Here is a 22,107-nt window from a genome sequence, read left to right as displayed (position 1 = left end):
TATACCGATCGGGGGGAGCCTGCAATATCGCAGCCACCCGCTGCAATATCCCTGCATATCGGCAGGCGTTGCCGGGGCTATGTTTGTTCAGCCTTTTTGCCCCGGAGATTGCCAAGACCATGACGACCGCAAAGACCCTGCTGCAGCTCGCCGGCGCCGATCTCAACCCGCCGCGTCTTGCCGACGCCGCGCTGGTGCTGATCGATATCCAGAACGAATATCTCGAAGGTCCTCTCGCCTTGCCCGACGCGAGATCCGCGATCGCGCGGGCGGCGGCGCTGCTGGCGCGGGCTCGCGAGAGCGGAGCCGCGATCATCCATATTGCCCATCGCGGCAAGGCCGGCAGCCTGTTCGATCGCGGCGCTGAGCGCGGCGCCATCGTCGCCGAGCTGAGCCCCCGTGCCGGCGAGCTGGTGATCGAGAAGGAGCTGCCGAATGCGTTCGCCGGCACTGATTTGCGGGCGAACCTTGCCGCAACCGACAGGAAGAACATCGTGCTGGCCGGCTTCATGACGCATATGTGCGTCAGCTCCACGGGGCGCGCCGCGCTCGACCTCGGGTTTCGCACGACGATCGACGCCGACGCATGCGCCACGCGCGACCTGCCGGACGGCCGCGGCGGCACGCTGGACGCCCGGACCATCCACGAGGTTGCGCTCGCCGAGCTATCCGACCGCTTCGCCATCATCGCGCGCGGCGATGCACTGAAATAACGGAGCAACGCGATGCTGCAACTCTATTTCTCGCCGATGGCCTGCTCGCTTGCGAGCCGCATCGCGCTGATGGAAGCAGGCCTCGATGCGCGCTATCATCTGGTGCATCTCAGGACCAAGCAGGTCGTGGACGACGACAGCGACTTTCGCGGCGTATCGCCGAAGGGAGCAGTGCCGGTCCTCGTGCTGGAGAACGGCGAACGGCTGACCGAAAGCGCGGCGGTGCTGCAATACATCGCCGATGCGAAGCCGGAGGCCGGCCTTGCGCCGCGGCTCGGCGATCCCGATCGCTATCGCCTGCAGGAATGGCTGAGCTTCATCGGCGCAGAGATCCACAAGGCGTTCCTGTTTCCAACCTTCTGGTACAGCGACGAAGGCTCGCTCGCCAAGCCGCGCGCACGGATCCCGCAGACCCTGTCGGTGCCGTCAGCGCACCTTGCCGACCGCGAGTTCCTCGTCGGCAACGGCTTCACCGTCGCGGATGCCCATCTCACCTGGGCCCTGCTGCTGCTCCGTCCCGCAGGGGTAGACATCGCGCAGTGGCCGTCGTTGTCGGCCTATCTCGAACGCATGCAGGCGCGGCCCACCATAAAGGAAGCGGTCGCAACCGAGATGGCCTTGCGCAAGACGCTTGCGACGAGCCCGGCGTGACACGTCACTGGCACAGAGGTTGGCGATTGGGCTAGATCTTGCGACCGACTGGCATTGGACGACGGGAGCAAGATCATGGCGCCGCACGACACTACGAGGGTATTGGCCGGCAAGGTCGCGTTGGTGACCGGCGCAGGGCGCGGGCTCGGCCGCGCCTTCGCGGAGAAACTTGCCGGCCTCGGCGCTGATGTTGCCGTCCATGGCATGCGCGAGAACGGGCCGGCGGAATATGGTGAGGGCACCACCCTCACCGCGGTGGCCGCAGAAATCGGCCAGCAATTCGGCATCCGCAGCCAGCGCGTGCTGGGCGATCTCACCAAGGGCGAGGACATCGCGCGCGTGATTGCGGAGACGGAAGGCGCGCTCGGCCCGATCGACATTCTCGTGCACAATGCCGGCGGCGACATCGCAGCCGCCGGAGGCAAGCCCGATCCGAACGACGCGGTGAACATCAGGGAAGCCGACGTACGCGCGGTGCTGGAGCGCAATCTGCTCTCGACCATTCTGACCTGCCAGGCTGTCGCGCGCGGCATGATGGAGCGGCGGCGCGGGCGCATCGTCACGCTGGGCTCGGTCGCCGCTTTCAAGGGGCGCACCCAGGGCTCGATCTATGCGGTGTCGAAGGCCGGCGTCACCCACTACACGCGATGTCTGGCCGATCAGCTCCGCCCCTACGATATCGCCGTCAATTGCATCGCGCCTGGCGATACCCGCACCGGCCGTTTCCTCGGCACGCGCGCAGTGGACCCTGGCAGGATGGTCGAGACCGGCACGCTCGACCGGATCGCAACCGTCGACGAGATCGCCCGGGTCGTCGAATTCTTCGCAGGCCCCATGGGCGCGTTCGTGTCCGGCCAGGTGCTCAGGATCGACGGTGGAGGACAGTGCTGGCCGGGCTGACACGCCGCGCAAAAAGAAAGGGCCGCTGCGAGCGGCCCTTTCGATCAACCGGTATCGGCGAAGATCAGTCCACCCGCGCCAGCACCGCGAGCTTGCGGATGCCCTTGTTGCGGTAGGCGTCGAGGAACGCGTAGTAATCCTTGAACGACACGCAGCCGTTGGAGTCGCCGTTCGGCCCGAGCATGAAGGTGTGCGCGAGCAGGCCGTCGCGGCCGTAGATCGCGCTCTCGCCGCCGATCGGGGTCAGGCGCAGCGCCGGCACGCCGTGGAACAGCGCTTCGCGCGGCTTCAGCGTGTAGATGTGCGGCGGCGTCACGCCGCGCATGCGGGTGCGCTGCGAGCGCGGATCGTCGAGATTGGAGCCGAGGCCGGAATGCGCCTCGAGCTTGGTGCCATCCGGCAGGTAAACCGTCTTGGCGGTGATGTCGTAGACCGCCGTGTCGCGCTCATAGGGCGGCGCGCCGCCGAACATCGGGTTCTGCTCCTTCGGCGCGATGGCCGAGGTCACGCTGGCATCGGCCGAGGCATAGGCGAGCAGTCCCCCGGACGGCTCACGCTTGCCCCAGAGCTTTTCCACCATCGACTGGCGCGGACCGGTGATCGACATCACCGCGGCCTTGGCGCGGTCGGCGAAGGATTTTGGCTTTGCCTCGGGCGCCGGCACGATCTCGGCCGGGTCGGCCGAGGCCAGTTGCATCTGGCCCTCGGGCGCACGCTTGGCCTTGGCGGCATCGGCGACCTTCTCGGTCAACGTCACCTTGGCCGCTGCCGGCTTCAGCGCATCCGCGACCTTCGCGATCACGCTCTGCTTCGGGGCGTCTTTGGCCGCAGCAACCTGGGTCGCGGGCGTGGCGCTCGCCGCATTCGATGGCACGCCCTGCGTGGCAGCGGCGGCAAAGCGCTCGTTGAACATCTCGCGCGAGATCGGAGCTGCGACCTGGAGCCGGTCGGGCAGCAGCAGGGCAAAGGTCTCGTTGATGGCCTCACTGGCCTCGCGCAGCACCACCTTGGGTGCACGCTTGATCACGGGCTCGTCGTAGCCGATGCTGCCGACGGTCGGATAGACGCTCGCGCCGAAGACGTTGCTGTAGATGGTCCAGCCGGCGCCCATCACGACGCAGCCGATCGCCGCGGCGCCAAGCCAATTGGTGGTGGTCATTTTCCGGGAAGGCTTCCGAAGAAAATTCTTGCCAGGATTTTTGGACTTCCGTGCCGCGTTACTCTGCGCAGCGATACTCGTACTCATTCGCCTTGCGTCCAGGACGGTGTCACTCAGTCCCCCTTCGAAGCGCCGCTGGTCACGATCCGGGAACAGCATCTCGCAGAGGGTCGGAGCGTCATTAAGGCGACTTTTAGTTAAATGCGGATTAAGTTCAGGCAGATGTAGGGCAACTCGTTAACGCTGTCTCATTCTGAGAAAAAAGCCCGCAGAACTACGGACTTAGTCGCGTTTGTTAACCATAATTCTCGGCTGGATCGGGCGATCAGCGAACGTCTTACGGCCGCCTCTTTAGGTACATCCAACCAAGTCATTTTCGTGGTCTTCAATGCCCTGATGATAACGGGGAAGCATTGCGCGAGGCTGGTGCGCGCCATCGCCCATTCGCGCCTCTCCCCGCTCGCGATGAGAGGGAGAGGCTTGGCGCTCACGCGACACGGCGCCCTGACTGAAAGTTGATCGCATCGGATCTGGAAAATGCCGCAGCGCGAAAATAGCTGCGAGAAGCGGCACTATTCAGCAGCCTCTGCGTGTGATACGGTACCGTATCAGCATCGCCTTGAACTGTGCCGAGCACGCGAACGGAGGCTGGCATGAGAGGGATCGCACCCGCCGGATTTTTCATTCTGGCGTGGTCGTTGTTGTTGACGGGATACGCGGCCGCGCAGCCGGCCAATGCGGGCTGCACGCCGTCGCCATCAGCAGCCGGAACACAGACCTGGCGCTGCGACAACGGCATCACGATCGTTGCGGAGAATGGCGCCAGGTTTGAACTTAAGGACGCCAACCGCGACGGACATATTGACTCCGTGGAGTTGAGCAGCAAGGCGCTGCTGGTCGATGTGCCCAAAAAGCCCGGCGGCAATCCTTTCAAGGTGCTGACGCCACGGGCGATCGCCGCGGTGCGCGGCACGAAATGGGCCGTCGATGTCGCAGAGGCGAAGACCGCGGTGTTCGTCGCCGACGGCCGTGTCGGCGTCTCCCGCGGGAGCGGCGGGCGCGGCGTCGTGCTCGGACCGGGCGAAGGCGTCGACGTCGAGGCGACCGGCCCGTTGACCGTCAAGACATGGGGCCAGCCGCGCGTCGACGCGCTGATGGCAAGACTGGGCCAATAAGACTGGGCCAATAAGGCTCCGACAATACGATTAACGCTCGCGCAGCAAGGCCCGGGCGACAAAGAAGATTGCATGACCTAATGACTCGACGCGTTCAGATTCTGGTGGCCCTCGTCCTCACCGCGCTGTGGGGTGCCGGCATCTATGTCGGTCACGCCAACGGTCATCTGCGCTTTCTCGATCGCCTCGAGGCGACGCTGACGGATTGGCGGACGCAGGTCCGCGGCGTGCAGGCGCCGCCGGATCTCGTCACCATCGTCGCGATCGACGACACCGTGGTGAAGCGCGGCGGCAGCTATCCGCTGCCGCGCGCCGATCTCGCCCGCGTCGTCGACACCATCGTGCAGTTCAAGCCGAAGGTCGTCGCGATCGACCTCTTGCTGGTCGACCGCAGCGCCGCGATAGGCGATGCGACGCTGGCCAGCACGCTCGCCACCGGTCCCATGGTGCTTGCCGCCGCAGCGATCTTCCCGTCCGCCAGCGAGACCGTGGCGCCCAGCAGCCAGGGTCCCCTCGCCGTGCTGCCGCAAGCCGAGCGCTTCCTGCTGCCGCTGCCGGCGTTCGCCGACCACGCCGAGGTCGGCGTCGTCAACGTCGCCACCGGGCAATCGGGCTCGCCGCTTTCGGTGCCGATGCTGTTTCGGACCCACGACAAGGTCGAGCTCTCATTCCCCTTGCGCGTCGCGACCCGCGCGCTCGACAAGCCGCTGACGATCGCGCCGGACCGTCTCATGCTGGGCGATCGCGCGGTGCCGACCGACAGCGACTTCGCGCTGCCGATCACCTATTACGGCCCGCGCCGCACCATCCGCACCGTCAGCGCGCAGAGCATCTTCGACGGCACGCTCAATCGCGCGGCGATCGAGAACCGGATCGTGGTGATCGGCGCCTCGGTCGCCGGCGGCGGCGACTTCTATCCGACGCCGTTCGATTCCCTCATGCCCGGCGTCGAGGTGATCTCCACTGCGATCACGCATCTCGTCGCCGGCGACGGCATCACGCGCGACCACAAGGTTCATATCATCGATGCGCTCACTGCGATCCTGTTGCCGGTGCTGCTCGTCGGCCTGCTCGCCTGGCGACGCAGCGCGCTCGGCATTGTCGCGGCAGCCGTCGTGATGATCGCCTGGGCCGGGCTCAATTTGTTCGCCTTCACACACGGCCTCTGGCTGAACGCTGCAACTACGCTTGCAGCGACAGTGCCACCGGTTGCGGTCTTTGCCGGCGTGCAGCTCTGGGCCGGCGGCCGCAAGGCGCAATATCTCACCGCCAAGAGCAGGTCGCTGGCGCAGTTCCAGGCGCCGGCCGTGCAGGAATGGCTGGCGCGCGATCCCGATTTCCTGGCGAAGCCGGTCCGGCAGGATGCGGCCGTCGTCTTCATCGATCTCTCGGGCTTCACCGCGCTCAGCGAACGGACCGATCCCGATGCGTTGCGGGACATCCTGAATGCGTTTCACGCGCGGATCGACACGGCTGCGACCGCGTGCGGCGGCATCGTCACCGGCTTCCTCGGCGACGGCGCCATGATCCTGTTCGGCCTGCCCGGTGCGATGCCCGATGATGCGGCGCGCGCGCTCAAATGCGCCATCGAGCTGCATCGCAGCGTCGATCGCTGGATCGCATCGCTGCCGCCCGCAATCGGGGATCAGCTCGGCTTCAAGATCGGCGCGCATTGCGGCCCGATCGTCGCCTCGCGCCTTGGCGGCAGCCATCAGCACATCACGGCGACCGGCGACACCGTCAATGTCGCGAACCGGCTGATGGAGGTCGCGGCCCAGAACGGCGCGCAGCTCGCGCTGAGCGACACGCTGCTGGATGCGGCCGACTATCTCGGCGACCCCGACAGCACGTTGAGAGGCCCGCTGCGCACCCAGGTCCGCGGCCGCTCCGGCACGGTTGCGGTCTGGTTCTGGCGCGACGAGAGCAAGCCGGGCGCGTCGGCGGCCAACGCGGAGATAACCGGCTGATTAGTCACCGCTCTGCGCCCAACACTCCGCCGTCGTCCCGGCGGAGGCCGGGACCCATAACCACAGGGAGCAGTTTGGCGAAGACCGGTTATGAACAGATCTTCGCGCGGTACCGATACCCGCGCTCATCGATAGATCACGCGGTATGGGTCCCGGCCTTCGCCGGGACGACGATGAGGAGAAAGCGTGGCTTCCTCAAAACCCGCTACCGCGCTTCCGGCGGCGGCGAGCGGTCCAGCACATCGCCCCTGGCGTCCTCGAGCAGATCGATGCCGTAGGTTTCGACCACGAGCGGGCCGCGCTTGCGCTGCAATTGCGCGATTTGCGTCACCTTCGCAAAAAGGCCGTTGAGGGCGGGATGCCCCTCGCCGCGCAGCTCGTCGACATAGAGCAGCTTGCCGGCGAGCAGCTTGGGATCGGGCTCGGGCATGTTGACCCAGCGGATGCGCTGGTTCTGCTGCACCACGCAGGTGCCGCGCGGCAGATAGAAGGCGAGCCAGCCGGTGGTGCCGTAATCCGGCGCAAGCACGCAGGTCGCACCATTGCGCGCGCGCTCGGCTTCGATCTGCGCCGCGAGCTCGCGCCAGCCGACGCCGACGCTGCGCACGGTCGCGTCGCGGCGATAGCCCGACAGCCAGCCGGTGTTGGCCTGCACGATCAACGCTGCAAACATCACGATGCCGGTGGGTGCGGCCCAGCGCAGGCAGAAGTCCGCCAGGCGCCGCTGGCGCGGCTTCCACTGCACGAGATTGGCGGCGGCCGCGGCCGCGATCACGAAGGGCGGATAGACGGGCGCAAACCAGTTGGCCTCGACGCGGGCATGCAGCGAATGCCAGACGAAATAGGCGACGATGGTCCAGAACATCGTCTCGATCAGCACGCGCGAGGCCAGCGCGCCGGCCCGATGCCAGGTCAGCGCGTGCAGGCCCATCGCACCGAGGATGAAGACCAGCGGGGTCGCGAACGCGACCTGGGTCGGGATCAGCTCGGCGATGAAGACCGGACGGAAGTCCTCGATCTTGGCGCGCCCGAGCTGCTTTGCGAACGAGACCCATTGATGGTCCGCGTTCCAGAGGATCACCGGCGAGAACAGCGCCAGGGCCACGAGACCGCCGAGATAGGGCCAGGGGGAGAGAAACCACCGCCTGAGCTTCGGCACGGACGCGAGCCAGATCAGGATGGCGGCGCCAAAGAACATCGCGGTGTATTTCGACAGCAGCGCCGCGCCGACCGCGGCGCCGACCGCAAGCCACCAGACGCCGCGGCCGGTCTCCAGCACTTTTGCGAGGAAGAACAGCACGAAGCTGGAGGCGACCAGCAGCGGCGCATCGGGCGTCACGATCAGCGTGCCGACGGAGGCCAGCAGCGTCACATTGAGCAGGATGGCGCTGGTCGCGGCGACACGGGCGCCGCCGAACAGGATCGCCGCGGAGCGGTAGATCGCATAGCTCATCGGCAGCGCGAGCAGGATCGAGACCAGGCGGACGCCGAGCTCGGTGTCGCCGGCGATCATGGTGCCGGCGCGGATGACGTAGGCGACCATCGGCGGGTGGTCGTAGTAACCACCGGCCAGGTTCTTCGACCACATCCAGTAATAGGCTTCGTCGAAGGTGATCGGCGTGAAGGCGGCCGCGACGAGCCGCAAAGCCACCAGCGCGAGAATCGCCAGCGCGGTGTTGCGGACGATCCGCGCGTCAGCTCCGCCCATCTCGCGCTATTTCTTGCGCCAGACGAACAGTCCGGACATCGCGTAGTTCCACACCACGCCCATCAGCGCGCCGGCCATGCCGGCCAGCCACCAGATCGGCTCCTGGTCGTAGACCGAGAAGGCGACGCCGACGTTGGCGAGCAGACCGACGCTGCACACGATGTAGAAGGCGATCAGGCCGCGCAGCAGCGCAAATCCCTTCAGCCGCTGGTCGCGATAGGTGAGGAAGTTGTTGAGGATGAAGTTGCTGGTCATGGCAACGATGGCGCCGGCGGCCTGCGCCTCCGCGAACGGCGCCTTGAACAGCTGGAGGGCGATGAACAGCGTGGTGAGGTGCACCACGAGGCCGATGCCGCCGACCATCGCGAACAGGATGAAGCGCAGCGAGACGATGTCGTTGGTCAGCTTGGCCAGCACGAGGCCCAGGAAGTCGAGCGCGACCATGGAATCCAGCTTGCTCTCGCCGTGCTGGCGGGCGCCGAAGGTGTAGGGAATCTCGACGGCGCGCAAGCCGCCATGGGCGGTCGCGACGACGTCGAGCAGGATCTTGAAGCCGTGCACCGACAGCTTTGGCGCAAGCTGCTCGAAACGGTCGCGGCGGATCATGAAGAAGCCGCTCATGGGATCGGCGATCTCGACTCGCAGCATCTTCCTGGCGACCTCGGTCGCCAGTGCGCTGGCGCCGGCGCGCTGCTTGTTGAAGCCTTCGCTCTTGTAGCCCTCGATGTAGCGGCTGCCGACCACGAGCTCGGCCTGGTCGCTGGCGAGCAGCAGCAGCATCTTCGGCAGTTGCGTCTCGTCGTGCTGGAGGTCTGCGTCGATCACGGCCACATAGGGCGCGCTGGAGGCCAGGATGCCCTCGATGCAGGCGCCCGACAGGCCGCGGCGGCCGATGCGGCGGACGCAGCGCACGCGGCTGTCGCGCTGCGCCAGCGCGCGCACGACGTCCCAGGTGCCGTCGGGCGAATTGTCGTCGACGAACACGACTTCCCAGGCGACGTTGACGAGCGTCGCCTCCAGGCGCCGGTACAGCACCGTGACATTGTCGCGTTCGTTGAAGGTCGGGACGATGACCGACAGTTCCGGCCCCTCTTGAGCCTGCGGCGGATGGTCGGAGCCCGGTCTGATCGCTTCATTCATGACGGCAGCGTATATCCGCCGCGTCCTGCGCTGCCAAGCCGGGGTTTTGAGGGGGGACGGGCCAAAACGGGCCCTAAAATGCCAACGACCCCGGAACGGCGGACCGCGCGTACATCCGGCGCAGGCCCAAGCTATTCCAAGGTCGTCCCAGCGCCGGAGTATTTCTCTCAACGTCGCCGTTAGAAGCTAGATGGGGACGGTAAATCCGCTTTTCAAGGGGATAAAAGCCCCTTTCCGGGATTAGTTCGGGACTTCCTTGATTACCGGGCCCCGCGGCGCGGGCGCGGCAGGGGCTGCGGGTGCCGCAGCAGGAGCCGGCTCGGCCTTGGCCGGCTTGGGGGGCTTGCCGTACTGGCCGATCGGCCCGAAGACGACGGCGACCGCAAGCACGACCGCCGCGACGATCGCGCCCAGAATGCCCCCCACCGACTCAGACGACATGGAAACCCATCCCTGTTCCAGATGCGGTGAGTGATACCACGGATGAACGCAGCGCCGGAAGGGCCACGGGACCGCGGCGGTCGATCGAGCTATTTCTGCGGTGGCCTGTGTTTGACGAAGGCCGTCACGATGTCCTTCTGCGCCGACTCCACCGCCCTGTTCGCGGTCGCGAGATGGGCGCCCGCATCGATGTTTGGATATTGGCTGGTGAGATAGTCCAGCAAGGCCACCCGGTAATATTGCCGCTCGGACGGACAGGCGCCTGCGACCGAGCGGCCGAAATCCTGCTCCGACAGGCCCTGATTCGAGTCACGCGAATATTCCCGCGCCAGGCAATGCCAGTAATCGTCGCGGCCCTGCATCGCGAGCTTCTGCGCATTCTTGTCGTCGTCATCGTCAGCCATCGCACTAGTCGTCATGGCCCCGGACGTCATGGCAGCAGATGTCATCATCATGAGCGCCGCTCCCACCATCAGCATCCGCATCTTGTTCTCCTTGTGCGCAGACGATCTTCGCGAGCTTAGACGGGACGCGGCAACTGGCCAATCACAACTGGTTTGATTAGGATGCCGGCCTCCCCTCCACGTCGATGCGAGATCCTTCCGTGGCCAAAGCAAAAACCGTATCCAAAAAATCCGGCAACATCTTCATCGGCATCGGCGGCTGGACCTTCGAGCCGTGGCGCGGCGTGTTCTATCCGGAGAAGCTGACGCAGGCGAAGGAGCTGTCCTACGCGGCCTCGAAGCTGACCTCGATCGAGATCAACGGCACCTATTACGGCTCGCAGAAGCCGGAGAGCTTTCGCAAATGGGCGAGCGAGGTGCCCGAGGGCTTCGTATTCTCGGTGAAGGGGCCGCGCTTCGCCACCAATCGCCGCGTGCTGGCCGAGGCCGGCGACTCCATCAAGCGGTTCTATGATTCCGGCGTGCTGGAACTCGGCGACCATCTCGGTCCCGTGCTGTGGCAGTTCGCGCCGACCAAGAAGTTCGACAGCGCCGATTTCGGCAAGTTCTTGGAGCTGCTGCCGCGCAAGCTCGACGGACGCGCGCTGCGCCACGTGGTCGAGATCCGCCACGACAGCTTCTGCACGCCTGACTTCGTCGCACTGATCCGCGAGTTCGAGACGCCGGTGGTGTTCGCCGAGCACGGCAAATATCCGGCGATCGCCGACGTTGCCGGCGATTTCGTCTATGCGCGGCTGCAGAAGGGCAATGACGAGATCAAGACCTGCTATCCGCCGAAGCAGCTCGATGCCTGGGCGGAGCGCTTCAAGGATTGGGCTTCGGGCGGTGAACCGGACGACCTGCCGAAGGTTGACAAGACGAAGCCCAAGAAGGAGCCGCGCGACGTGTTCGCCTATGTCATCCACGAGGGCAAGGTGCGCGCACCGCACGGCGCCATGGAACTGATCGCGCGGGTGAGCTGAGGATGGTTCATGGCCAAGGCAAAAAAGCTGTTCACCATCGGCTATGAGCAGACGCCACCCAAGGCGGTGCTCGACGAGCTGGAAGAGGCCGGCGTCAAGCTCGTCGTCGACGTGCGCGCGGTGACGTCGTCGCGCCGGCCGGGCTTTTCCAAGAAGCAGCTGTCCGCCGGACTCGACGAGCGCGGCATCGCCTATGTCCATCTCGCAGCCCTCGGCACGCCCAAGGAGGGCCGCCTCGCCGCCCGCAGCGGCCAGTACGACGTCCTGGAGAAGATCTATTCAAAGCACCTGAAGACGCCGCAAGCGAAAGAAGAGATGGACGAGCTCTCGGCGCTGGTGAAGAAGGCCGGCCCGGTGTGCCTGCTCTGCTACGAGCGCGACCACACCCACTGCCACCGCCAGATGATCGCGGAGATCATCGAGGAGCGCGATGGGGTGACGGTGAAGAATCTGGCGGGGCGGCAAGTGTAGTTGCCTGTCATTCCGGGGCGCGCCTCTTGGCGCGAGCCGGGAATCCATCGAGCGGCAGGGATGGTGGATGAATGGATTCCGGGCTCGCGACTTCGTCGCGCCCCGGAATGACGTGTGGAGACTCACCCCTCGCCCGCCAGCCGGAACGTTCCCTCCATCATCTGCACGCAGCTGCCGCCGACATGGGCGGAAACGATCTTGCCGTCCTGCTTGCGCACGCGTGTCAGGAGAATGCTGGGTCGGCCCATGTCAAAGCCCTGGCCGACCGTGAGCTTCAACTCGCCCTCGCGTGTGGGATCGAGATCGGCGAACAAAGCCGCCGCTGCGACCGTGGCGCTGCCGGTGGCTGGATCCTCGGCGAGACCGCCGGCGCCGCGCATGAACATGCGCGCCTGGATATCGCTAGACGCCTCCGCCGCGGGCACATCGCGCGTGTAGAACCACACCGAGCGGGCGTCGTCGCGCGGCAAGACCCTGCCGAACGCGGCCGCGTCGGGCCTTGCCCGCTTGAGCGCATCGCGCGAATGCACCTCCGCCACGAGGAACGGCGTTCCGACGCCGACGACCTGCGGCGCATGGTGATCGGTCCTGATGTCATCAGCCGTCAACGAGATGCAGGCCGCAACGTCAGCGGCTGAAACCTCCGCCAGCCGCGACAGCGGCTGCGGCGCGGTGAGCTCGGTACTGACCACGCGCCCCTGCTCTCTCCGAATGTCGACCGGCACGAGCCCCGCCTTCTCCTCGAACAGCAGGCGCGGCTTCGGCTCCTTCGCGAGACTCGCCAGCACGAAGGAGGTGCCGACATTGGGATGGCCCGCGAACGGCATCTCCCTCACCGGCGTGAAGATGCGCACCTCGGCATCATTGGCCTTGTCGCGCGGCGGCAGCACGAAGGTGGTCTCGGAATAGTTGAATTCGGTGGCGATCGCCTGCATCTGCTGCGTCGTGAGCCCGGCGGCGTCGAGCACCACGGCGAGCTGGTTGCCGCCGAAGGCGCGGTCGGTGAACACGTCGACGGTGATGTAGCGGCGCTGCATCGTCATTTCCCCATGCAAATGGCGGCCACGACCGGCCGCATCGCGCAGCACTCTACAAGCCGAAAACATCGCTCGTCATGCCCCAAAATTGAGTGCAATCGGAGCAATGGCGGAAAGAGATTCTAGAAGCGAAAGAGCTGATGTGGCGATGCGAGCACTTGTGCGCGCTCGTTCTTGTCGACGATCAGGACATCGAGGAATTCCCGGTTCTTCGCGTAGGTCTGCGTCGCCTCGAACTGCGTGTGCGGCCAGTCGCTGCCCCACAACAGGCGATCGAGGCCGTAGGCGTTGCGCAGCAGCGGATAGGCCTGCTTTGCAAAGTCTTCGCCTGCAGCGCCGTTGCGATACGGCGCGGATATCTTGACCCAGACGTTCTTCGTCGCCCCCAGCTTCAGCACCGACTGGAAGCCGGGATCGGCTACACCGAGCTTCGGGTCGGGCAGCGTGTAGTGATCGAGCACGACAGTGACGCCATGATCGAGCAGCTGCGGCGCAAGCGCGGCGAGATCGGCCGCGTTGCGCTGGATCTCGACCTGCCAGCCCATCGCTTTCACGTGTCCGAGCAGCGCCTTCCATTCGCCGGCCGCGAGATCCGGCATGGGCTGGCCGACGAGATTGAGGCGAATGCCGACCACGCCGGCGCGGTCGAGTGCGCGCAGCTCGTCCGCAGATGTGGCGGGATCGACCACGGTGATGCCGCGCAGTCGGCCACCCGCCTGCTTCAGACACGCGACCAGGTAGGAATTGTCGGTGCCGAGAAAGCTCGGCTGCACCAGCACGCCATGGGTCATGCCGCCCCGATCGAGCTGCTCCAGATAGAGCGCCAGCGGCGCATCGTAATCGGGTGCATAGCGCCGGCTAGGTGCGAGCTTGAGACCGCGGTGAAACACATGGGCATGGGTATCGATCGTCGGCAAGGCCGCCTCACTCCTGGCTGTGGTCGCGGCCACCGTGACGAGCGACGCAAGACCCGCGCCAAACTGGCGGCGCGTGAGGCCGCGCGGGACAGATGTCATCGTGACTTCTCCCCATCCGACGTCAGGCGCGCGTCGCCGCGGCCTGTTCAAAGACCTTGCCGCGGGTTTCGGGCAGCAGCAGCACCGCGACCAGCACCAGCGAATAGGCGAAGGCCGCATCGATGCCGATCGCAGGTCCAAGCCCGATGTGATCGCTGAGGAAGCCGACCAGGAACGGGAATGCGGCGGAGACGATGCGGCCGAAATTGTAGCAGAAGCCGACGCCGGTGCCGCGCACGCCGGCCGGATAGAGCTCGCTGAACAGCGCCGCCATGCTGGCGGGGATGCCGGCGGAGAAGAAGCCGAGCGGAAAGCCGAGCACCAGCATCTCGCCATTGGTCAGCGGCGCGAAGATGTAGATCAGCACGGTGATGATGCAAGCGGTGGCGAAGAAGGCGACGTTGGCCCGGCGCCCGATGCGATCGCTGATGATGCCGCTGGTCACGCAGCCGCAGAAGAAGGCGACGATGATGACGGCGAGATAGCCGCTGGAGCCCAGCACCGACAGGTGCCGCACTTCGCGCAAGTAGGTCGGCAGGAAGGTGGTGAGCGCGGCATAGCCGCCATGGGCGCCGATGCCGAACAGGCCGCCGATCAGGGTCGAGCGCAGCACGTCGCGATGGAAGATGCCGGAGAGCGTGGCGAAGAACGGCGTCTTCTCGGCTGCGACCGCGCGCGGCGGCTCCTTCAAGCCGCGGCGGATGAAGATGATGAGCAGCGCGGGCAGCAACCCGAGCGCGAACAACAGCCGCCAGGCGATGTCGGCCGGCGCATAGGTGAAGACCAGTGCCGAGAGCAGCACGGCGGCGCCCCAACCCACGGCCCAGGCGCTCTGCACCGAGCCGAGCGCCTTGCCGCGATGCTCGGGCCGGATGATCTCGGCCATCAGCACCGCACCGCAGGCCCATTCGGCGCCGAAGCCGAGGCCCTGGATCGCCTTGAGCACCAGAAGCTGTGTGTAGGTCATCGCAAAGGCGCAGGCGAAAGTCGCGAGCGCAAAGGTGGCCACCGTGATCTGCAGCGCCTTGACGCGGCCGAAGCGATCGCCGAGCGCACCGCCGAACCAGCCGCCGAAGGCGCCGAAGAACAGCGTGATCGAGCCGAGCAGACCCGCATCGGCCTTGCTGATGCCGAACGCCGCGATCAGGGCGGGGATGGCGAGGCCGAACATCTGAACGTCGAGCGCATCGAGTGCCCAGCCGCCAAAGCTTGCCCAGAACGTGCGCCGCTCCAGCGGCGAGCTTTCGCTGTACCAATTCGACATGTTTCCTACCCCTGTACGCGTTATTGCTTGATGACGTTGAAAGGCCGCTTCACCGGATCTCGGCGTGATAGCGGAAGCGGTCGGCGGGTCCGCGCGACCGGCGCCATTCGATCGGGCGCCGCTCGAGGTCGAGCGCGAGGCGCTCGATCACGATCAGCGGCGCATGGGCCTCGAGCCTGAGCAGGCGCGCCTGCATCTCGTTGGCGGTCTCGACGGTCAGGATTTCCTCGGCCGAGACCACAACCTCGCCGCAACGCTCCTCGTAGAGCGGGTACAGGAGGTCGCCGAATTCGGCCGTGTCGATGTCGAGGATCGGCGCGAAGCGCGACTGCTGCAGCCAGATCTCCTCGGCCAGCAGCGGCACGTCGTCGATCAGACGCAGGCGCGACAGGCTGATCACGGGCTCACCGACGGGAATGCGCAGCGCGGATGCGACCGCCGATGTCGCCGGCACGCTTTTGCGCCGGATGATGCGGCTGTTCGGCACGCGCCGCTCGCCGCTCTCGGACTGGAAGCGGAAGAAGCGGAACAGCGAGGAATTGAAGCGCGCGCGGCGCACGAAGGTGCCGCGGCCCTGCTGCCGCTCCAGAACGCCGTCGCTGACAAGCTGATCGATCGCCTTGCGAACGGTGCCGATGGCGACGCCGTAATGCGCAGCCAGTTCGGCTTCCGACGGGATCGGCTCGCCCGGCCGCCATTCATTGCGGTTGATCCGCGCGGCGAGATCGTCGCGCAGGCGCTGGTAGCGTGGCAGGCGGTCGTCGAGCGGCGCTGAATTCATTTAGTCATATAGATGACTAGATGAGACGGGAGTCAACCGCTACCATAATACCGTGTGCCGTTGGGCAGCGCGGGGTCCCGAGGCCGGGCCGGCGGACTTTGCGAGCCCGGCCTCGTCTCGCCTCAGTTCGTCTTGGGCATGCAGGGTGGCTGCTTGTACGGCGCAGAGGTGAATGCCCCTACTGCTGGAGCCCGCACGCAGTCCGCAGCAGATGTCTGAGGCGGCGCGCGCCGCGGGGCGACGTCGCGTGCGGCTGCCGCCTCGGTTTGGTAGAGGGCGGCAGCAATCAGGGCGGCCGAGACAAAGCTCAATCGGGTCATTGGTTTTCTCCAGAACAAACGGAAGGCCGATGGTTCGGCTTCCTGAGTGCAGGAGCGGAGAAGGCCGCACGATATTTCATCACGCCCGTTCAACGACACGCGAGCTTCGGCGGAAGGTGCCCTACCCGAGCTGGAACACCGCCACCTTCTGCTCGTAGCCGCGCACCTCGACCTCGCCGAGCGGGACGGCATCGTCGCCGTCCGCGCCCAGCGCGTCGCGCACGGATGCGGAGATCAGGAGCTGCGAGCCGAACTCCTTGTTCAGCGCCTCCAGGCGCGACGCAAAATTCACGGTGTCGCCGATGACAGTGTATTCCTTGCGCCGGGGCGAACCGATATTGCCGGCGACGACCTCGCCGAAATGGATGCCGATGCCGATCCGAAGCGGCCAGCTCGTCTCCGCGTTGATGTGGTCCATGGCGGTCAGCATCTCGCGGCCTGCGGCAACCGCGCGGTGTGCGGCGTCGGAGGCCTCCAGCGGCGCGCCGAACAGCGCGAGGAAGCCGTCGCCCAAAAACTTGTTCACGATGCCGCCCTCGCGGTCGAGGATGTCGACCAGCACCGCGAAGGCGCCGTCGAGCCGGTCGACCACCTCCTGCGGGGTGCGCGTCTGCGCACCGGCGGTGAAGCCCCGGAAATCGACGAACATCACCGCGACGCGGCGGACGTCGCCGCCTGCGCTGGTTCCCGCCGTCATCAGCCGCTCCACCACCTGCGGGGAAACGTGCTGGCCGAACAGGTTGGTCACGCGGTCGCGCGCGGTCGCGGCAGCGATGCTCGCGGCAAACTGGCGGCGGAGCTGCGCGCCGACGGATCCTGCGAGCACGCCGCAGACCAGGATGACGGTGCTGCGCACAACGTGGAAGTAGATCAGCGGCTCGCCGGCGTCGTTCACCGAATTATAATACAGCGCGACAGCCAGGAGCTGGGCCCCAGCCACAAATCCCGTAAAGGTCGACAGCCAGAAATCGAGCCGCAGCGTCGAAAGAATGACGAAGATGAAATAGACCAGCGGCAGCACGAAACCGAGCGCGGGCCCAGCGCCCATGCTGCGGATCTGCAGGATCAGGATGATCGTCGGCAGCGACGTTTCGATGAAGGCGCCGACATAGCGCCTGATCACCGGGAGGTCGCGATCGAGCTTCAGGTTTCGCCTGATCTGGCCGTGAACCCAGGCTTCGAAGAGGATGAAGCTTCCTAAAAGGATGTATTCGCGGACGAGGCCCTCCGTGCCGCGCCAGACCCGGTTCACGAGAGCAGGGTCGATCAGGAAGGTCGAGGTGAGGAACAGGATCATGACACAGCCGGTGATGATCAGTGTCCGCACCCGCAACAGCTCGGTACGCAGCACTTCCCTCATCAGCTCGCGCTCGAACTCCTCCGACATCACGGCATGCTGCCGGGCCTTCCTGCTCGCAAAGCTGACCATTCCACCCCTCGATTCCGGGGCATTGTGCCTCAATCCAGCGTGCGGCGGAAGCGCGTCACGGCGATGGTCATGGCGATCAGCATCAGGGCCGCCAGCGCCAGCGCGTCGAAGCGCAGGTTCTCCATGGTCGCGCCCTTCAGCATGATGGCGCGGACGATGCGCAGGTAATGCGTCAGCGGCAAGGCCTCGCCGACATATTGCGCCCAGGCCGGCATCCCTGCGAACGGGAACATGAAGCCGGAGAGCAGAATGCTCGGCAGGAAGAACATCATCGACATCTGCATCGCCTGGAGCTGGTTCTGCACCAATGTCGAGATGGTGTAGCCGATCGACAGATTGGTGGTGATGAACAGCGTCGAGAGCAGCGCCAGCAGAAACAAATTGCCGAGCACGGGCACGCCGAACAGGCCGACGCCGATGCCAATGATCAGGAAGGCCTGGACGAAGCCGACCAGCACGTAGGGGATGATCTTGCCGAACATCACCTCGACCGGCTTGATCGGCATCGACAACAGGCTCTCCATGGTGCCGCGCTCGACCTCGCGCGTGACCGAGAGGGCGGTGAAGATCAGCATGGTCATGGTGAGGATGGTGCCGACGAGGCCCGGCACGATGTTGAGGCTCGAAGCTGCGGCGGGATTGTAGCGGGCATGTGCTCGGATCTCGAACGGCATCTCCGGGGGATCGCCGATGTAGAGATCGTGCTTGAGCGCGGTCTGCACGACCATGCCGAGCGAGCCGATCGCCGCGCTCGCCGCAACCGGATCGGTGGCGTCGGCCGCGACCAGCAGCGCAGGCTTGTCGCCGCGCCGCACCGCCCGTTCGAAGCCGCGCGGGATCTCGACGCCGAACAGCACCTTGCCGGATTTCAAGAGATTGTCGAAATCGTCGACGTCGTGCACCTCGTAGAGGAAACGGAAATAGGCGGTGTTCTCCAGCGCCTTCAGGATCGAGCGGGCGAGATCGCTGTCCTCCTGCAGCAGCACCGCGCTCGGAAGACGGTGCGGCGTGGTGTTGATGGCATAGCCGAACAACAGGAGCTGCATCACCGGCAGCATCACGATCATCGCGAACGAGACGCGGTCGCGCCTCAGCTGGATGAACTCCTTGATCAGCATCGCGTAGGAGCGCTTCCAGAAGCCGAAGCGTTCGCGGATTTCGTGCGTTGGGGCGGGTTGATCGGCTGCGCTCATTGGAAATTGTCCTTGGAGCGGCTCATCAGCTCGATGAAGACGTCTTCGAGCGATGGCGACGATTTATGCCAGTGCAGATCGCTCTTGTCGCGCCACGGCGCGATGCTGGCTTCGAGCGCGGCGACGTCGCGCCCGGAGACGTGCAGCGAGGTGCCGAACGGCGCCACCATGTCCACGCCCGGCTTGCCGGTGAGCGCGGCCGTGAGTCCGTTCAGATCCTCGCCGGTGACGGTGAAGGTCGTGAGCGCCGACTTCGCGATCACCTCGTCCACCGTGCCGTGTGCGAGCAGATGGCCGTAGGCAATGTAGGCGATCTCGTGACAGCGCTCGGCTTCGTCCATGTAATGGGTCGAGACCAGCACGGTGAGACCGTCGGCCGCGAGCGCATGGATCTCGTTCCAGAAATCGCGCCGCGCCTTGGGATCGACGCCCGCCGTCGGCTCGTCCAGCAGCAGCAGTTTTGGGCTCGGCAGCGTGCAGGCCCCGAGTGCCAGCCGCTGCTTCCAGCCGCCGGAGAGCTCGCCGGCAAGCTGCTCCTCGCGCCCCGAGAGCCCGAGCCGCTTGATCATGTCGCGTGCCGCACCACGCGCGTCAGTGAGGCCATAGAGCCGCGCGACGAATTCGAGATTCTCCCGCACCGACAGGTCCTGGTACAGGCTGAAGCGCTGCGTCATGTAGCCGACCTGGCGCTTGATCTTTTCGGCGTCGCGCCGGATGTCGTAGCCGAGACAGGTGCCCTCGCCGCTGTCGGGCGTCAGCAGGCCGCAGAGGATGCGGATGGTGGTGGTCTTGCCAGAACCGTTCGGCCCGAGGAAGCCGTAGATCGAGCCGCGCTTCACCTGCATCGACAGATCATGCACGACCTCGCGGCCGCCGAACGATTTCGTCAGCCCCTTGACGTCGATCGCGATGCCGTTGCCGCCGTTCATCGCTTGTCCGCCACGGGAGTCTTCGGATTGAGATAGACGTCGATCGGCTGCCCCACGCGAAGGGCGTCGGGACGCGAGGGCCGCGCCTGGATCAGATAGACGAGCTTGCTGCGCTCCTCGAGGCTGTAGATGACGGGCGGGGTGTATTCCGCCGAGGTCGCGATGAAGTAGATCTTCGCGGTGAGATCGGCGGCGCAATTGTCGCAGGCGATCCGCACGGTATCGCCGATCGTAAGCTTCGGCAGCTCGGTCTCCGGCACGAAGAAGCGCAGCTTCATGTTGCCGGGCGGCATGATCGAGAGCACCGGCCGCTGCGCCGCCACCATCTCGCCTTCACGGAAATAGATCTGCTGGATGGTGCCGGCGACGGGAGCAAAGCCCTTGCGCCGCGCCATCCGCGTCTCCGACGTCGCCACCCGCGCTTCTGCGACACGCAGGGCGGAGACGGCCGAGTCCAGATTGGCCTGCGTGCCGGAGCCGGTCTTGTTCAACGAGGCTGCACGGTCATAAGTCTGCTGCGCATTCGCCAGCGTCGCCTTGTTCTGGTTGAGATCGGCAAGCTGGAGGTCGTCGTCGACCGAATAGAGCTGATCGCCGACCTTGACCTCGTCGCCCTCGCGCACGCCAAGCTTCGTCACCCGGCCCGCTTCATCGGGGCTGACAAAGATCATGTCGGCCTCGACCCAGCCCTGGAAGCCGGGATCGCGCTTCTCCTGGCATCCGGCAAGGCCGGTTGCGAGCACGAGCGCCAATGCAAATGCAGGAAATACCCGCGACGACCTCATGTCGTCCTCCGTTCGCCAAAAATCAAATCAAGATGGACGCGCAGCATGTCCTGCGCGTCGAGCGGCGCATGCCGCGCAAAGAGACTCTGCCAGATCACCGCAATCATCGCGGGCGCGACCAGGATCTGCGGATAGCGTGCGAGATCCTTCTCGCGGATCTCGCCGCGGGCAATCCCGAGCTCGATCAGCGCACGCATGGCGGCGATCCCGCGCGAGACGACCTCGCGGTAGTAGAAGTCGGCGACCGCTGGGAAACGCGGCCCCTCCGCCACGATCAGGCGCACGAGATCGCCGCGCCGGGTGCCGATCACCTCCTTCAGGAAGTTGCCGGCGAAGGCTTCGATGAGGTCGCGTACCGAACCGGCCGGAGGCGGCAGCGCCGTCAGGCGCGCCACCACAGGCACGATGACGATGCGCACCAACTCCTCGAACATCGATTCCTTGTCCTTGAAGTGCAGGTAGATCGTGCCCTTGGCGACGCCGGCGCGCTTGGCGATGTCGTCGAGCCTGGTCGCGGCGAAGCCGCGCGCGATGAATTCCTCCATCGCCGCCTCCACGATCGCCGCACGCCGCTCCGCCGCGCGCGTAGCGCGGTTCGAGGCGGGTGTTTCCACGCTGCCAGCAGGCGCAGAGCCCTTCGCGCTGGCGCGAGTTGCGGACGGCAAAGCGGCTTGGGTCGGCTTCTTGGTCATTTGCAATATATGACTGACTGGTCAGTCATAGTCAAGACAGTGAAGCAGTCCTATTCCAACCAATGAATTAGCCTTGACTAATGCATTAGCCAACGCTAATTTAACTGCATGATCGAAGCCACGCCAAACCCCGTCACCACCGTCATGCGCGCCCTCGCCGATCCGACGCGGCGCGCCGTGTTCGAGCGTGTGTTCGAGAGCAAGGAGATCAGCGTCGCCGAGCTGACGCGCGGCAGCGGCGTCACGCAAGGCGCGATCTCGCAGCACCTGAAGTCGCTGAAGCAGGCCGGCCTCGTCGCCGAGCGCGCCGAGGGCCGCAACGTCTACTACCGCGCCGCGCCGCAAGGACTCGAACCGCTGGTGACCTGGATGGATCATTACGGCGTCTTCTGGCGCGAGCGCTTCCAGAACCTGCGTGACCTCTTGAAGGAGATCGAACCGTGAGTGCAGCCGCGTTGAAAGCCGAAACAAGAGACATCGTCATCGACGAGGTCTTCCCTCACACGGCCGAAACGATCTGGAAGGCGCTGACCAGCGCGCAGCTGATCGCGCGCTGGCTGATGCAGCCGACCGGCTTCGAGGCCGTCGAAGGCAACGCCTTCACGTTCCAGACCAAACCGGGCGGCAACTGGGACGGCGTGATCCATTGCCGGGTTCTCGAGGTCGTGGCTTTCAGGCGCCTCGTCTACGCCTGGAAAGGCGGCGATGAGCGCAACAGCGGCTACGGCGCGCCGCTCGACACTGTCGTGACCTGGTCCCTCACCCCGGTCGAAGCCGGCACGCGGATCCGCCTGGTCCATGCGGGCTTCGTTCTGCCCAGAAACGAGTCGGCCTACACGGTGATGAGCGGCGGCTGGAAGAAGGTCGTCCGCCAGCTCGACGAAATCAGTGGCGAGAAGTGAGGAGTTAT

Annotated in this window: 23 protein-coding genes; 9 read left to right on the top strand and 14 right to left on the bottom strand. The window is 65.7% G+C overall.

What is annotated here, in order from left to right; translation table 11 throughout:
• The first annotated feature begins 119 nt into the window (after window positions 1–119).
• The 3 genes from QA649_RS18680 (at window position 120) to QA649_RS18670 (ending at window position 2,264) form a co-directional block, all read left to right on the top strand.
• Entirely contained in the window at window positions 120–713 is a 594-nt protein-coding gene (locus QA649_RS18680; RefSeq protein WP_283025469.1) for a cysteine hydrolase family protein, read from the top strand.
• 12 nt (window positions 714–725) lie between these two features.
• A complete protein-coding gene (locus tag QA649_RS18675) occupies window positions 726–1,364 on the top strand; it encodes a glutathione binding-like protein (RefSeq protein WP_283025468.1) in 639 nt (212 codons plus the stop codon).
• Between the two features lie 75 nt (window positions 1,365–1,439).
• Entirely contained in the window at window positions 1,440–2,264 is an 825-nt protein-coding gene (locus QA649_RS18670; RefSeq protein WP_283025467.1) for an SDR family oxidoreductase, read from the top strand.
• Between the two features lie 64 nt (window positions 2,265–2,328).
• On the opposite strand, the gene QA649_RS18665 is transcribed toward QA649_RS18670, so the two are convergent.
• Entirely contained in the window at window positions 2,329–3,423 is a 1,095-nt protein-coding gene (locus QA649_RS18665; protein ID WP_283025466.1) for a tlde1 domain-containing protein, read from the bottom strand.
• 653 nt (window positions 3,424–4,076) lie between these two features.
• Between QA649_RS18665 and QA649_RS18660 the strand changes: the two genes are divergently transcribed.
• Together QA649_RS18660 and QA649_RS18655 are read left to right on the top strand one after the other, a co-directional pair.
• Complete coding sequence (locus tag QA649_RS18660) at window positions 4,077–4,598, top strand: FecR domain-containing protein (protein ID WP_283025465.1); 522 nt, start codon at window positions 4,077–4,079, stop codon at window positions 4,596–4,598.
• Window positions 4,599–4,678: 80 nt separating this feature from the next.
• A complete protein-coding gene (locus QA649_RS18655; protein ID WP_283025464.1) occupies window positions 4,679–6,565 on the top strand; it encodes an adenylate/guanylate cyclase domain-containing protein in 1,887 nt (628 codons plus the stop codon).
• A 205-nt stretch (window positions 6,566–6,770) separates the two neighbouring features.
• On the opposite strand, the gene QA649_RS18650 is transcribed toward QA649_RS18655, so the two are convergent.
• From QA649_RS18650 to QA649_RS18635, 4 genes are all read right to left on the bottom strand, one after another.
• Window positions 6,771–8,273 carry a glycosyltransferase family 39 protein gene (locus QA649_RS18650; RefSeq protein ID WP_283025463.1) on the bottom strand — a complete coding sequence of 501 codons (1,503 nt, stop codon included), beginning with the start codon at window positions 8,271–8,273 and terminating at the stop codon, window positions 6,771–6,773.
• A gap of 6 nt (window positions 8,274–8,279) precedes the next feature.
• A complete protein-coding gene (locus QA649_RS18645; RefSeq protein ID WP_212343230.1) occupies window positions 8,280–9,413 on the bottom strand; it encodes a glycosyltransferase family 2 protein in 1,134 nt (377 codons plus the stop codon).
• Between the two features lie 240 nt (window positions 9,414–9,653).
• Window positions 9,654–9,854: a hypothetical protein gene (locus QA649_RS18640; protein WP_018645823.1), complete on the bottom strand. Its 201-nt coding sequence runs from the start codon at window positions 9,852–9,854 to the stop codon at window positions 9,654–9,656.
• A gap of 89 nt (window positions 9,855–9,943) precedes the next feature.
• Window positions 9,944–10,339: a hypothetical protein gene (locus tag QA649_RS18635; protein WP_283025462.1), complete on the bottom strand. Its 396-nt coding sequence runs from the start codon at window positions 10,337–10,339 to the stop codon at window positions 9,944–9,946.
• 104 nt (window positions 10,340–10,443) lie between these two features.
• Here QA649_RS18635 and QA649_RS18630 point away from each other — a divergent pair, with 104 nt between their 5' ends.
• Together QA649_RS18630 and QA649_RS18625 are read left to right on the top strand one after the other, a co-directional pair.
• Window positions 10,444–11,280: a DUF72 domain-containing protein gene (locus QA649_RS18630; protein ID WP_283025461.1), complete on the top strand. Its 837-nt coding sequence runs from the start codon at window positions 10,444–10,446 to the stop codon at window positions 11,278–11,280.
• A gap of 9 nt (window positions 11,281–11,289) precedes the next feature.
• On the top strand, window positions 11,290–11,751 hold the full coding sequence (locus tag QA649_RS18625; RefSeq protein ID WP_211408933.1) for a DUF488 domain-containing protein: 462 nt from the start codon (window positions 11,290–11,292) through the stop codon (window positions 11,749–11,751).
• A 122-nt stretch (window positions 11,752–11,873) separates the two neighbouring features.
• On the opposite strand, the gene QA649_RS18620 is transcribed toward QA649_RS18625, so the two are convergent.
• The 9 genes from QA649_RS18620 to QA649_RS18580 all read right to left on the bottom strand — a co-directional run bounded on the left by QA649_RS18620 (window position 11,874) and on the right by QA649_RS18580 (window position 21,197).
• Window positions 11,874–12,788, bottom strand: coding sequence for a PhzF family phenazine biosynthesis protein (locus QA649_RS18620; protein WP_283025460.1), 915 nt, complete (start codon window positions 12,786–12,788; stop codon window positions 11,874–11,876).
• A gap of 122 nt (window positions 12,789–12,910) precedes the next feature.
• A complete protein-coding gene (locus QA649_RS18615; RefSeq protein ID WP_283025459.1) occupies window positions 12,911–13,804 on the bottom strand; it encodes an amidohydrolase family protein in 894 nt (297 codons plus the stop codon).
• A gap of 22 nt (window positions 13,805–13,826) precedes the next feature.
• Window positions 13,827–15,068, bottom strand: coding sequence for an MFS transporter (locus QA649_RS18610; protein WP_283025458.1), 1,242 nt, complete (start codon window positions 15,066–15,068; stop codon window positions 13,827–13,829).
• Between the two features lie 49 nt (window positions 15,069–15,117).
• Window positions 15,118–15,849, bottom strand: coding sequence for a GntR family transcriptional regulator (locus QA649_RS18605; RefSeq protein ID WP_283025457.1), 732 nt, complete (start codon window positions 15,847–15,849; stop codon window positions 15,118–15,120).
• Window positions 15,850–16,290: 441 nt separating this feature from the next.
• Window positions 16,291–17,598, bottom strand: coding sequence for an adenylate/guanylate cyclase domain-containing protein (locus QA649_RS18600; RefSeq protein WP_283025456.1), 1,308 nt, complete (start codon window positions 17,596–17,598; stop codon window positions 16,291–16,293).
• 29 nt (window positions 17,599–17,627) lie between these two features.
• Window positions 17,628–18,791, bottom strand: coding sequence for an ABC transporter permease (locus tag QA649_RS18595; protein ID WP_283025455.1), 1,164 nt, complete (start codon window positions 18,789–18,791; stop codon window positions 17,628–17,630).
• Entirely contained in the window at window positions 18,788–19,720 is a 933-nt protein-coding gene (locus tag QA649_RS18590) for an ABC transporter ATP-binding protein (protein ID WP_283025454.1), read from the bottom strand. Before QA649_RS18590 ends, QA649_RS18595 begins: the two co-directional genes overlap by 4 nt.
• Window positions 19,717–20,505: an efflux RND transporter periplasmic adaptor subunit gene (locus QA649_RS18585; RefSeq protein ID WP_283025453.1), complete on the bottom strand. Its 789-nt coding sequence runs from the start codon at window positions 20,503–20,505 to the stop codon at window positions 19,717–19,719. The genes QA649_RS18590 and QA649_RS18585 overlap by 4 nt, the downstream gene beginning before the upstream one ends.
• A complete protein-coding gene (locus QA649_RS18580) occupies window positions 20,502–21,197 on the bottom strand; it encodes a TetR/AcrR family transcriptional regulator (protein ID WP_283025452.1) in 696 nt (231 codons plus the stop codon). The genes QA649_RS18585 and QA649_RS18580 overlap by 4 nt, the downstream gene beginning before the upstream one ends.
• 108 nt (window positions 21,198–21,305) lie before the next feature.
• On the opposite strand from QA649_RS18580, the gene QA649_RS18575 reads away from it, so the two are divergent.
• Together QA649_RS18575 and QA649_RS18570 are read left to right on the top strand one after the other, a co-directional pair.
• On the top strand, window positions 21,306–21,641 hold the full coding sequence (locus QA649_RS18575; RefSeq protein ID WP_283025451.1) for a metalloregulator ArsR/SmtB family transcription factor: 336 nt from the start codon (window positions 21,306–21,308) through the stop codon (window positions 21,639–21,641).
• Complete coding sequence (locus tag QA649_RS18570) at window positions 21,638–22,099, top strand: SRPBCC domain-containing protein (RefSeq protein WP_283025450.1); 462 nt, start codon at window positions 21,638–21,640, stop codon at window positions 22,097–22,099. Before QA649_RS18575 ends, QA649_RS18570 begins: the two co-directional genes overlap by 4 nt.
• Window positions 22,100–22,107: the final 8 nt, after the last annotated feature.

It is taken from the genome of Bradyrhizobium sp. CB1717, from assembly GCF_029714325.1.
Taxonomy (GTDB): Bacteria; Pseudomonadota; Alphaproteobacteria; order Rhizobiales; family Xanthobacteraceae; genus Bradyrhizobium.
Note: the sequence above shows the minus strand (reverse complement) of the source record. Positions and strands in the feature narration are given on the sequence as shown.